Raw genomic sequence first — 14,365 nt, 5'->3', positions numbered from 1 at the left:
AGCAGACAGCCAAAACTGTACTGCAGTTAGTAATTATTTTGAGGCTCAATTTACTGCTTTTACATAGATGCTCGTTGCGTATGCAGCACGAACTATGAAAGGTAAGTTGAGCGGAACTGGATGAGTTTTAAGAAGCCACAGATTTAGATGCCGCAATAATACTATATAGAAGTCATTATATGAGTATATTTTGACAAACAGATAAAATACTTTTTTACCATCAAGTATTTTTGAATATTGATCCGCCTTAGTACTGGTGGATAGATGTGATAGAAGCGCCTCAAGAATAAAACCTAACAGCTCATTGACGGATACTTTGTGGTTGTTTAAAATTTGTCATACAATATTGATTTACAGTAGTGAAAACATATAAAATCAATAAATTAAACAAGAAAAAAATCTCGCTACAAATAGTAAATAAAATCAATTACTTTTGAAAATATAAAGCAAAAAAAAAAGTCGGAAGAATTTCTTCCGACCATGACTAGCTTACCCTCTTTTTTTTATTTCATAGTCTAATTTTAAACTCGTATTTATGAAAGCAAAAAAGAAACAGATTTTTATGATGCGATAGCCGTTAATGGCAATGTAAACGGAATTTTCAATATTGGCACATAACTGTCTGTTACCGAGTAAGCCGTTAACGTAAAAGTAAATACACCAGCATTAGTTTGCGGATTATTGCTTTGCATCCAATTGTTTATCGCTGCGGTTATTAAGTCTGCCATGCTTTTTCCGTGATCTGCTACTGTTATTTGCGTTGGTGTAATCATTAAAACAGGTACGTCAACAGGGAATGCTGTTCCTGGAATAATATACGTATAATCGCACTGCATTTTTATTGTAAATTCTGTAATGGCACTGTTAATATTTTCTGTTAAGGCGTCAAACAATACCAGCATTTGCACATTTAGAGTTCGTGTTGGCTGTACTGGATATGTTGCGGTTTCTATCGTATTAACATTAATCGCACTATTGGCAACTAATAACGGAATTAGTTTATTGTAAAACATGACTTGTGGTGTCTGATAAATAAACAGTGGGTTGGTGGTTTGCCATGTTCCATCCTGATTCTCCAGTAGTTCTTCGTTTCTAATCACGGCCACACTGCTCCAGGCATTTTGCGCACTTAGAATGTCAAGGCCTCCCAAATTTATTGTTCTTGACGGATTGCTATTTCTGTCTTCGTATAATAGATATTCACGATTTCCAAGATTATCCACCCAGTAATAAACGTATTCATTTTTCTCGCCTTCAACCAGTTCGCTTGTATAGTCATTAATAGTCAGACTAATAGTAATATCTGAAGACTGTTCGTTATTAAAATCAACGCTTACAATTAGATATTCTGTTAATTCCTGTGCACTTTCCGTTATGGTATATGACAGTGTAAATGGTGGTGCAGGCGCTACATTAAGCGCTCTTGCCTGTGTCAGCGGTTTTCTTGGATTGACCTGATTGGTAACGGACCATTGTTCTGCCACCTGATTTATAATTTCTATAAAAGCCAGCATGGCATAACGTGCATTTATAGCCAAAGTCGAGTCTGCTTTCAAAATGGCAGGTGTAAGTAGTGCAAGGCAATTATCAAAGTCGGCATTAATTAATGGATAACTATCAATAAACTGAGCCAATGCTTGATATAAAGGCAAATTTGAAGTATTAGAATTGCTGTAAAAACTTTGGTTTTCATCGGTAACATTAAACTGAATTTCTGTTACAATAGTATCCTGGGCCGCAGAAGGGTTTTGGTAAGTGTAATTATATTCCCATAAACGTGCCTCTTCTATGGTTATTGCAGCCAATGGGTTGGTCTCATTCACAGGATAATCAAAGTTCTGCACCGATATGGATGGTGGCGTAGGATAAGCGCGCAATGGTACTGGTATGGTTGTTTGGCCAACGTCGCTCATGTCAGCAAGAGGACTCTCTTTCTGATTTATTTCTCCATCAAGCGGAATAATAAATGTCAGCCATGAAGAAGCCAGATAATCTGCTAAATCGGGTATTTTAGTAATATCAAATTCAAGATGGCTCACGTAATACTCCATATCTCCAAAAGAAAAACTACGGCTTTCGGCAACATCCTTGGCTTCAAACATATAAGTCAGCCAAGAGTTGCCATTGGCTGTTGGCACTTTTGCTGTAGATAAGGAATACTCACTAGATTTGGGTACAATATCAGATCCGGAAGTCGAGGGATCAAGCCCCAACATTTTTCCGTACAAAGAAGGAACATAAGGATATTGTGCTGGTACATTATTTGAATTGGCATATTCGTTGCCTTTATAAGCCGAGCTTATGCTTGCCGTTGTCTGTACAGATGCTACGTAGCGATAGGTATTGGCAAGTTGAATCAGTATTTGCTGTTTCCACTTTTCCTGAGCATTCCCTATGTTTGATGGTTCTTTTCCACCATCAGGCTCAATAATAAAATCTATTGTACCTTCTATCGCGTCTGCCAATTTTTGTTTGGCATCTAAGATCAGTTGCAAATAATCGGGATCACCAGCAAACACATCATTTGCGGTTAATAAAAATGCAGGAACCGAATAAGTAGGACTCAGAAATTTATCAACGGCTTGTAAAAACTGCAAGCCCCAGCTGTCCATATCAATGCTAGTATAATTTTTGCTAATATTTTGATCCGAAGGAAAAGCTTTGCCTTGCTCGTAGCTATTTATTCGGGCAGAGAAAGATTGTAAACTATTGGCCAACGGAATTGGAGCAAAATAATACACTTGTTTATTGTTAAATCTAAATTTCAGACCATTAGCTCCTGTACTATCAAAACGTACCATCCAAAGAGGTGCATTTGCGGTGGTGTCGCTATTTCCTTTAGTCAAATTGGCTCCAGTAGCTGCTTTAAGTACAATGCCAGTAGCAGGCTGATTGATAAAGGCAGCCTCAAACTGTTGAGCAAAATAAGAAAGAGCCAACATACTGTTTGTATCGTTTTCAGACAATGGTTGTATGCTTGTACTGGCGATGGCTATTCCTGCAACATTGTTAAAATTAGGATCTAAATTGGCAATTCGTAGCATGGTAATACTTGTAGCAACCAACGAAATTTCAGGCAATGTGGTGATATTGGTCGTTATTATTTCGGCGCTTATGGTATAAGTTTTTAATGCAACTGGTTGATCAACATAGATGATAGCTCGTAAATATGCAATAATTGGATTGATAAAATTATTCAATAAATCATCATTTGCAATAGTATGTTCTGTCGCAATTGTGTCACCTTGTGCGTTGACCTGATCTTCTACAGTAGTGGTATAATGAATTACCATATCTCCATTACTAAGCTGATAGAAGATATTCATATAAGTGGTCATATCTATCTGAGCGTTATTCTGCGCTCCATCTCCTATATATCGAACCGTATTAAAATTAAAATTAAGGTTGATGTTCGGTTTTTTATTCACTAAACTAAACAAATACGACACAGATACTGATGGCCACTGACTAAGCGCAATAATGGCATCTGAATACAATAATTGCATAGATGCATTTAAAGGAGCTGTACCAGTTGGAGGAACATTTCCAAACATATCCTGCCAGTTCAATATCATTTCAACTGTAGTTCCTATACCCGCATATGGATTAGGATATTGGGGATCTGTTTCTGCCGATTGTACATATTTATAATAAGGTACAACGGCACTATAGTTCCAATCTTCCGCATCATCATTGGCAGAAGGGTTTCCATTTTTGGTATTGGCAATTGCTTCATCGTCCATCGAATCTACTGGTCCTGCAGGTGTTGGATTTATATATGCAGGTAATGCAGGTACCGTTATTCCTATTAGATTAAATTGTGTCTCTAGATATATTTTATCTTCTCCTAAGGATGGTACAGGTTGCGTTGGCACATATTCTCCCGGATTGTTACGAGAAACTTCATAACCAACAGTTCCTGGTAACAAAGTAGCAACTCGTGTGGTATATTGCTGGGCTATTGGCTCAGTATCTGGCGACTGAACATAAACAGATGTATTTGATGTATCGATAAGATCTCCTATGACAACACTGTTTACAAAGGGGCTCAATATCAAGGTGTCATAAGTGATTACTAATGCCAGATTCGCGATTCCGTTACCAGCAAAAAGGGTTTCAGGGAGTCCTTTGTTTTCGCTATTGTTGTAATAGAAATAAAAACCGCCACTGCGAACAATACTGCATTCCCACAATAATTTTATAAAATCTCCAGCGCTATTCAGAGTATTATAATCTCTTATCGGAGTTTCAACAAAAGCCATTCTGCCCATCATTCCTTCTACAGGATTGGTTTCTGTTGAAAGATTGGCCTGTATAATTGCTGTTTTGAAAGCACCATTGGCATCTGAAATATAACCTCCTTCTGAATTTTGTGTTGGATCGGGCTGATACAATACCTGAAGCTGCTGAATGGTTTTAGTCCCATCACTATCATTATTTGTCGTGAGGTAAGTCAGGAGTTCTTGCAAATAAATTGTTCCTGCATCATCGGCACCCACCAGATTATACATATTATTAGATAATGGCGTTACCTGTCCATCAATGGCGGTTATCTTCTGCAAAGAAAAATTAACTATAGTGCCCCAACTGTAATTATTTACTTTTGCCTGGGTAGTTCCTGTGCTGGTAGTGGTCAAAGTTTTAACATCAAAAAGCCAATCTTCTTCATCGGCAAAAATAGTTGTCAAGTTTGATGGTAATTTCCACAGCACAGGTTTATTGATTACGCCTGAATAATAATCGCCGGGATACTGCCACAAAGCCGGAGCTCCTAATGAAAATGTTTGTGGTGTATCATTATAATTGATAAGAGCACTTGGTCCATACGATAATGTCGGAGACAGCGTAATCGCCGCTACATCGTGTATGTGCTGAATCTCATTGTCATCTATAGTGATACTAAGGGTGTTGTTGGTGCCTGATACCATAGTAATCCATGATACATTTGGATTTTGTAGCAATACCGAATATTTATCCCCTTTTTGTAGTGTCGACGGAATAGCGATCTGTTGGCCCGTAAGGACGTACAAAGGTTCTGTTATTCCTTTTGCAGCGTCGGGTGGTTGAGGTAATCTTAGGCCATGAAGCATAAATCGAGATGCCATTCCACCAATTCCTTGCACACTATCTGCGACAGCGGTGGTTATCACATCACTTACTGTGCCTGATAATTTCTCTTGTTTATTAAGATAATCCGATGCTGCCTGCAAGGCCTGTTTAGCTAGCAAAGCGATAAAATCTGTAAACATAAAGGTAGGAAATGACAGATTATGCTGCTCTTCATAACTAAGATCTATAACATTACTGCAATCGGAAGAATCATAATAGGTTGCGGTAATATCTGACTGGTAATCAACAGCAGAAGAGGCAAGGAGTATTGTAATATCGCTGATGTAATTTTGGTTTCCAGTCATATTTTTTGTCGAAAAATCTACTGCTGTACCAAGATTTCCGTTTAAATCCGTATTCAAAGTCAATTCAGGTACTACAGGGAAAACAGCCGCATCCATACTACCATTTTGAGTAGCATCCACAGCACGAATATTCAGTTGAAAGTAATTGCTGAAAAAAGTCTGAATGTCATCGTGTGCCGCATTTATATAATTGAAAGGGGCAACATGATTTGGCCTTGTGTTAAAATAACATAGTAAGCTATTAATTTGGTCGGCTGTTATATCTTGTAATTTCAGCCACTCCAGACCTGTATTTTCAGCTGTATTTCCGATGAGTGCATTAATGGCCCAGTAAAGTACGCCTTCGGTTAAAGCAGAAAGACTGTTGTTGGCTGTATCTGTGTTAATATACAACATTGATGCGTATTGCGGCCCTGCAGATCCTGTCTCTCCCGAAACTGTAAGTTGTGGAAAAAACAACAAATCAAGAGGTACTTTTGTGATAGGCACTATTGGTTGCCATTTTAGATATACAGGAGCTCCAGCCAGACTGAGTATTCGCCTATTTCTACTTGCAAGTTCTAACGGAGCTTTGGCATTCGATCCTTTTACTGGACAATAATTCCACGGAGCATGAGCCGATGTATCACTTCCAACGATAAAGGAAGCACTTATTGTGGCGCTAAAGTGCAATGATACTTTGATAGAAAATAATCCTAAATTAATTTTAACGGTAAGTTTTACAGAAACACCAGCTTCAAAAGTAATAGGAATTGGCTTGTAACTTTCTATTATCATAGTGATGTAAGCATACGCCATAACATCTAGTCTGGCCGATATGATAGCAAAATTGATTTCACCGTAAATGTGCCCTGTTAAACCAAAAGTTCCCTGAATTTTATAATAAGTTTCATCATGAGTACTTAGTGAAGTATTGGCACTAAAAAAACCTAATACACCCTGAAAAATACCTACGGCGGTTAATGAAAGTCCCGCTTTTAATATACCTTGATCTACTGTTTTACCAACTCCTAGTGAGAGTCCAAGACCAAACTCTATAACGGGGTTAAATACACCGCAGCTGGTGGTAGGTACACTGGTCGATGTAGCTCCGCTGAGGTAGCCAAAATAAAATCCGCCAAATCCCACAAAAGGAAATACCTGTACAGAGAAAGATCGTGAAAAGTCGGTAATACTGGCAGGGAAACCAAAGTCAAGATAAAAATTACCATTGGTATAAACTTTTACACCTATAATGGGAAGTGTAATAGAAACTTCTCCAAATTCAAGATGTCTGAATTCATCTGGTAGTTGCAGATCAATCTGATACATACCTATGGTGTCGTTTATTTTTTTATATAGAATTTCAAATTGAAGATTTTTAAAAGCACCGGCATCAGGACTTACCCCCACCAATAATCCATACATATTGGGGTCGTTAAACACCGCGGCAATGCGATAAAACTTAGCTACAGTAAAGTCTGTCCCGATCAGCCAATTGCTGTTTTGGTCAAATACCAAAGTACCTGGTTTGGTAGTTGCTGTAGCAGCAGGTACGGGTATACTGGTTGAGTTTTCATCAGACGAAGTTGTAAAAGCATTTTCTAATGCAGTAATAGAGGCATCAACAGAGTCTAAACTTACGGTATCGTACATAGAAACATGTTGTCCCATGGCCAATAATTTTAAGTCGAAAAACTCGCTGCCCATACCAGGTACACCAGGCATTTTGGTGGCATCACTTCCTTTGCCATCTTTTTGTAATGGAGAATCACTTTCGATAGGAAGCCCCAAGAAAGTGCCGTCAATATAGATATAAACACCACTGCCCGCGATCGAATCGTCTTTGGTGATTTTGAGGGATTTTATATTAATGAAACCTAAATCTACTTTTATCGGAATGGTGGCTACAATACTGCTCTTTCCAGCTTCTTTATAACGTGTATAGGTAAAATCAAATCCAGATAAATCGATACTGTTTAATAAATTCCAAGGGGCAGGTAACGTAAAGCCTGGACTAAAAACACCAACCAAAGTACTTATAATTTCGCCCAACGAAATCTTATCAAACTTAATGTCTATAATATCGTTTTTAGCATTGCTTGTATAGGTAATGGTACTAGTAAATTCAGGGAGTTTCAAGTACACTTCGGTATCGGCTGTGCCAAATTGATAACCAATTATAAATGTTAAGCCAAGCATTTGGCGTGCATCGGCTGTACCTGTAATGGTACCCGATGTTTTGGCATCGGTATAGCTAATATTTACGTTGGCACTTAATTTTAAGTCGAAGGAACTGTATTGTAAATGCCAGTCAACATCTCCTTTTACTTCGTATTTAGATGACTTGCTTTTGTCGTCAGGCAATGTATCGGTAAAGCTTATATTACTTATATTGGGTAAATTATCTGTTACCCAACTCGGAATGGTATCATATCCCATGCCAAAGGCTTGTAGGAAAGTAGTAGCAATATCGCCTAAGGAAATGGTTTGGTCTATTCCTGTGCTTGCATTAAAAATCCAGGCACTTCCATCGTAAGCGGCAGATATATTTAGGTCAACTCCTGTGTCTGGGGTACTTGGGCCTATGTGAAATGAGCCTGCTATCTTTCCAGTAGTTACACCTTGCTGACTACTCACATCCAAACTAAGACCAGTCATGGTAAAACTTAAGTTGGGATTTGTTATAGTAAAGAATATCCAGTTGGTAACTATACTACAATTGAGTATATAGTTTTTAGCATTGGGATCTATTTCTATATTTAAAACTGTTATTTCCGATTGCAGGTCAATGGTAGTTCCACACCAGAACATGGTAAGTAAATCACCCAATTGTATGGTGCCGTCGATAAGTTGTACACTGGCTGTAAAAACTGGTACTTTGGCAATAAGCTGAATAGTATTGGAACTCGCTGGCCCTATAGTAAAATTACCGGTAATAGTAAATTCTGTATTAATAGCACTAGCTGTTCCCAGACCTAAAACAAGGCAATTAATATCAATTTCGGTAACAGCTACACCTGGTAAAATTTGCCAGACATAATCAGAAGGTGTGCTAATATCAACAGCGATATAATCTACATTACTATTGGCTGAATTATAACTAATATCAATGGTTTTAAGTCCAAGTGTGGTTAAGGTACTAAAAGGTTGTGGTAATGCAGTTGTAAGGTTAACACCTCCTACTAATTGATAAAAATTAGAAATACTTGGATATGGGTCGGAAAAAGTCCCTTCAAATAGCCAAGTATTATTGGTAATGGGATACCCCATGGCTATTTGCAGTTTTACTGCGGTATCAATTGTACCACCTAATAAACCAACCACTGGCAATTGTGCTTCAGCTACTGAAATTTTATAAAATGGAGCACCTATAGAAAACCACTCAACTCCAGGAAGCGATAACATTTCTCCTGAAAGCAAGATGTTAAATGTAGAGTTGAGAATACTATTTTCTAAATAAAAATTGACTGAGCAAGCACAATTGGGTATTTCAAATGAATTGGTATTGCCCGTAATTAATATACTGTTTGCATCGGGCATGGTAATAAGTACTTTGTTAATCACTAATTGATTATCGGGTACAAATTGTTTGTATGCGCTTGAGGTAACAGGCAGGTTAAGGGCAGCCGTGGCATTAACAAAAAATAATTGTTGTTTACTGTTTACTTGTTGTTGTAAGCCTGTATATAATTCTTGTAATTGTTGTGCGTCCATAATGATGTTGCTGAAGAATTAAATTTGGTCATTACCTGTGTCACTTAGGAAATACAGGAGTGCTAAAAAGAGCTTGTCTTTTTGTTGGATTTGAAAAAATTTTTGTAATTGTGTAAAATATGGTTGAAGAGAACCTCCAGGAACATAGGCTCCATTATCAATAGGTGGTGCAGTATTGGATTCTATGGTTAGTTGTGCTATTTTATACATAGGAGTAGCCTGTAGACCGAGAGAAGGCGGATTCAGTTCGAGTGGGTTTTCACCAAGGCTGTTATTAATAGCACCTGCATTATTACTAAAACCAGATACTGCATTATAACATCTTGTACCTTCTGGACCGTTTGCTGGGTTAAATGGCAAAGTGGGATAGTTATTGCCAAGAGCCATATTTAAGTATGGTTTGTTTAGGTTTAAAACCAAATTGGCAGTAGCTTTTCCTTCCAGTAAACACGGTAATGAACTAGAAGCGTACATATAATCGAAAGCGCTTACTGGTAAACCAGGCATTTTTACTACCAATATTTTATTGGCACCTCCGTCTCCTTGCAACGCTGCAATTTTTGCATTTAATATGTCGAGGTCACTAAAATCAATAACTTCTACATGTTGGCCATCTGAAATATCTCCCGCTACTATTTGAAGATCTGTTACAAATTGGTTCAGATGATCAATAGTGTTTTTTCTGTTTTCACTGCCTATACCTTGCAGTAATGTATTTAAGGATGGTTTTGCCTTATCAGGTGAGCTATTGTAGCAGTTTTCAGAAACCGTTGCAATAACCACCATAATTGCCCCTCGTGCTAAATTGGGTAATACGGAGAAACGTTGTGTGTACCTCACTGCTGCAATTATATCGAACAGCGTATTTTGGGGTATAATATTTGGATTGGTCTTACACAAACCTGTCTCTGGGTCGTCATTAATACCATAAACAGGTAATAAGTTTAAGGGGTTTTCCATTGTTCTACAGGCAGTTATAATTGCATTGTAGGCGTCACGCTTATTATCATCACCAAAAACATCATCATTAGGTGGTGGTAAAGGAATCTCCATGTAGTATCCTCTTTTTGCTTTGAATGTGGTATTTCCCAAAGCAGGTACATTGTCAAGTGAGGTCTGATTTACTACCAACTGACCTTGACGTTGTATAGCATTTGGCTGATTCCACTGAAAGGGCTGAAGTTTCAAAAATAAGGCAACGTTTACTCCTTTTGTGGCTGCATTTCCTGCTATTGGTGCGTCTGCCAGATTTATAGTTTTCACGTCAAACCCGCCAGTAAATCCAAAATTGCTTTGAGGGTAATTGGCAATGTTTTGCCTGAAATTGCTAAGTGATATCATAGTGGCATTAATGATTTCAGTGATAGGTACTATCACTGGTCCTCCATCATTAGGAATAAAGCCAGGAATGAGTTTTGATAGTTTTTCCGCAGTATTTCCAGCAGTGTTTGCATCGTCATAAATAATTTGGAAATTATGGTTAAAGCCTAATTCAATAAGTCTATACATAATCATTACCGTGGTAGATTGGTGCCCCATTCCAATGGCATCTGCTACATATACACGGATGATGTCGTTTTCTTGTCTTTGCAGAAAATTTCTAATCAATAGCTGTTGCTGCGCATATTCTTCTGTATAGGCGTTTTCAACATTCGCTATCAAGGCTGTTATTTGGTCTATTAAAGGCATTTTGATTCAGATTAGTGGTTTAACTTTTTACGTATGATCCATACCAGCCTAAACTTTCAGGTTTTGCATCGGTAGCTGGGTTACCAAATAGCATAAAACATATATTCCCTCCTGGAGGAAATGAAAGACTGAACAACTCCAAGGCTATATTGTTTATTTTCATGAGGTAGGCCGTTCCGTTAGTTTCTGTTGCTCTTTGCATCAAAATAGAGCCAATATTTAATTTTAAGACGCCTTGCAAGCTAAACGAAGGTGCCTGCGGATTTACGCCTGGTAGTTTTACACCTGCCCATGCGCCTGTTGCACCAACACCCCATGCTGCCATAAAAGTTGAGGTAAAGCCTGCTGAACTGGCCAAGGAACCGAGTGTGCCCATATTGAGATTAAATACCAATGCATACCATTGTCCGCTTATATTTTGCTGCTGTTGCAAGTCGGGTATAGTCACATTCAAATATCCTTGCGTAGTAGGCGTATTGATTGAGTCTCCGCGGGTAATACCTGATAGCTGCAAAGGAAAGTGTGCATACAAGCTATCGGCTCTTGGAGTACTTTGCCCAATATCAAAAGCCATTTGATTGATATCGAATACAAATGTTTTGGTGGTGGGTGTTTCTAATTGAAAAGTAAGGTCTATGTATAAATTAGAATATGACAATCCTCTATAGTTCGTAATTTTACTATCAGGTTCTGCTCCAAAGGATAGGAGGTCAAAACTCAAGTCGGTGTAGTTAATAAAACCCCAAAATGAAAATTTTGAATTCACAGTATTGCTAGTTACATCGTTTTGTGCTACCACCGTAACAAAGGCCGTTTTTATTATTTCAACATCGGTTATAATGCTACTGTTTACTAAGTTTAATACATTGTCTTCTGTATTGGTAAAGGCATAAGAAGGAACGCCATTGTTGTTCTCATACGTGCCCGTAAGTATGATCAAATTATCTCTATTGCTGGCGTTTACTTTCTCACCAAAGAGATTATTCACGGTAAGTGCCAAATAACTATTATAATTGTAAATTTTACTATTGATAAACACAATCTTTAATTGCAAAACGATAAAATCATAATCAACAGAACCATTTATCGGAGCGTTTGTTTTGTATATAGCAGGGTTAGAGCCCATACCTTCAAAAGTAGGGTCCTGATAATCAATAAGTGCAAACATAGAACTGGTGGGTTGCATCGATACTACTCCATTTACATTGTTTACGATACTTATATCGATACCAAAATGGTGTGCGTAAAAACTATTTAAGTCAATACCTGCTAATAGTCCCTGCAACTCTTTAGGAAAATCCTGTACACTAATATCAACACCCAAAGTAATAATACCTTGCCAATCAGGATTAGTTGCTATGTTGTAAAAATTAGCATAGTCAGTGTCTTTTTGAATGATGTATTTATCCATACCATTTTGTACGTATTGCTGTAGCCACATACTTAAATTGGGTAAACCATTATTACTGGTATCATTAAAACTATAGGGTGAGTTCCAGCCTTGAATATTTTGTACTTTATCAATTAATTTACCTGTACAAAATTTAAAAATCACTACGTTTTTGTATTGACCATTTACTTGTTCAGTAGGTACATTTAATAAAAAAGGCCATTCGGCAATTTCCATTTCACTACTAAAATTACTTAACACATAGGTGCCATCGCCAAGTTTTTCATTATAAGAAATAACTAAAAACAACTGATTGGACTGTAAAGCACTTTGTAAAGTTGAACTTGCTGGGGTAAATTGTAAATTAAATATTTTGGATAATGAACCCTCAGCAGTCAAAAACTGATTGCTGGCTAGTTGCAATGTCTCCCATACTCCGTTTTGCGGATTAACATCAATATAAAATCCTTGTGGACTGGTAGACGGAATATTATTACCGTTTGCCGTTCTTGCTGTTAGTAAAGTAGTAGGAGAGGCAGGAATTTTTTCGGCACTCATTACTGCTGCGATTATAGCTTTTCGAGTGGGGCTTATTATTTGTTTTTCGAATAAAGAAAAATCAACAAGCGTACTGGGTGTTGCTGCAACAAGACCATAAGGCACCAATGGAAAAAATATAGTTTCTTTGGCAGCTGATAAAACACCGGAGCCTGTTGTCAAATGGGTAAACAGAGGGGAAGTGGCATCTGTATCAGGGGCAAAGAGAGCAGCACCTTGTGCTTGTGCATGATACACTACGGGAGTAGAGTCATTATTGGCCATTACAATGCCGTTCCAAGCGGATAAATAATTAGCGTTTAGCCATTCTTGGGTAGTATTGCTTCCGACTACATTTTGTGTGGCTTGAATAGGAAACTGTGGAGCAAAAGCATTTTGATTGGTTTGATAATAGAGCCAATCACCAGTTCCTGAAATGATATCATTGTCATCAATAAATTGCGGTGTAAAGCTCACGGTTTCTGTTGAGCCTAATCCGCACATTAATTGGATTTGTTTACTAGTATCTACATTTTTTTCGTATACTGTGCTTAGTGTAAGCGAAAATGCTCCTTGCGGAGTCATGTACCAGATTGTAGTTGGATCGTTTGGCGTTTGCTCGCTAAAGACCAATAGAGAACTGTCTTGTGTTGGATAGTTTAGCGAAATTTCATAGTCGATAAAATTTGTGTACGGAACCAAAACTAAAGGATAGCCAAAATTCGTAAGGTAATAAGAAGAAAGAGCTGATATTGTGCTGTTTCCTGTATGAGTATTTTGGGTCTGTCCTAAAAAAGCGAAGTAAGAGTTTGTTCCTGCTTTGTTAAGTAAGTCGCAAGGATAAATGCTGACTTGCATTAATATTAAATCGTTTAAATTGCCAGCTTCTATCAGCGAATAGTTTACTGCTGTTAAGGCTCCATTATTAACATTGTTATTAAAACCGTAATTGTTACTTACGTTAAAGCCTGTAAAGTCTGAAGCCGCATTAAAGCCCATAATAAACCTTATATGCCCTTGTCCAACTCCCGTAAGTGGTATTTCGATATTTTTCATAATCTGACTGGAAGAGGACAGATTATTTGGCCTGAAAGTATAATTGGTCGATCCCTGCTGCGAAGATATAATCATAGCATTGTTGATACTATCCACAGTCAGTGTAACGAAGTTGTTGCTTATAAATAGTGTGGCAAAGTTGTTGCCAAAATTATAATTAAACCCACTTAAAACAGAATAGGGACCATTGTTTCCTCCTGATAAAATTATTTGGGATGTATTGTTTGAGTTCAGCGTTGTGTTAGGGTTCGCAAACCAAACGACTGATGCCCACTGATATTCGATTAAGTTACCAAGAAATGTATAAACGTTGCTTACGAATGTATCGATAGCAATGTTGGGTGCCGCTAATGAAAATAAAATATAACCCTTGTATTTGTATAGTTCATCCAAACCAATTGCACCACTCGCTGGTCCTGTAACGCTATTTGCCAGAAGATAGGCACACCAGTTATTGTCTTCTTCTGCCAGATACAACGAAGTGTTACCTGACGAAGCATTTGTAAATTGTAAGGTTGCCATAAATTCTGCTCGGTAAGGGTTAATAAAAGTATGTAATCAGCGAGGTACAAAATGTCATACC

3 protein-coding genes are annotated in these 14,365 nt (G+C 37.8%); all 3 read right to left on the bottom strand.

Features of this window, described 5'->3' with window-relative positions; all coding sequences use genetic code 11:
- Positions 1 to 560 precede the first annotated feature (560 nt).
- From AC4PRO_RS11220 to AC4PRO_RS11210, 3 genes are read right to left on the bottom strand one after another with little or no spacing between them, the layout of a single operon-like run.
- Positions 561 to 9,110, bottom strand: a complete 8,550-nt coding sequence (locus tag AC4PRO_RS11220) for a hypothetical protein (RefSeq protein ID WP_492117403.1) — start codon at positions 9,108 to 9,110, stop codon at positions 561 to 563.
- Between the two features lie 18 nt (positions 9,111 to 9,128).
- Positions 9,129 to 10,799 (bottom strand): hypothetical protein, encoded by a 1,671-nt coding sequence (locus AC4PRO_RS11215; RefSeq protein WP_492117402.1) that lies wholly within the window; start codon positions 10,797 to 10,799, stop codon positions 9,129 to 9,131.
- A gap of 19 nt (positions 10,800 to 10,818) precedes the next feature.
- Positions 10,819 to 14,304: a hypothetical protein gene (locus AC4PRO_RS11210; protein WP_492117401.1), complete on the bottom strand. Its 3,486-nt coding sequence runs from the start codon at positions 14,302 to 14,304 to the stop codon at positions 10,819 to 10,821.
- Between the last annotated feature and the right edge of the window lie 61 nt (positions 14,305 to 14,365).

This window comes from Flavobacterium sp. DW-iso2, assembly GCF_058725285.1.
This window is presented reverse-complemented; position numbering and strand designations above follow the sequence as displayed.

Excerpts from the sequence above, each read along its gene's own strand:
- AC4PRO_RS11215 (WP_492117402.1), bottom strand. The coding sequence starts at position 10,799 with ATGCCTTTAATAGACCAAATAACAGCCTTGATAGCGAATGTTGAAAAC.
- AC4PRO_RS11220 (WP_492117403.1), bottom strand. The coding sequence starts at position 9,110 with ATGGACGCACAACAATTACAAGAATTATATACAGGCTTACAACAACAA.
- AC4PRO_RS11210 (WP_492117401.1), bottom strand. The coding sequence starts at position 14,304 with ATGGCAACCTTACAATTTACAAATGCTTCGTCAGGTAACACTTCGTTG.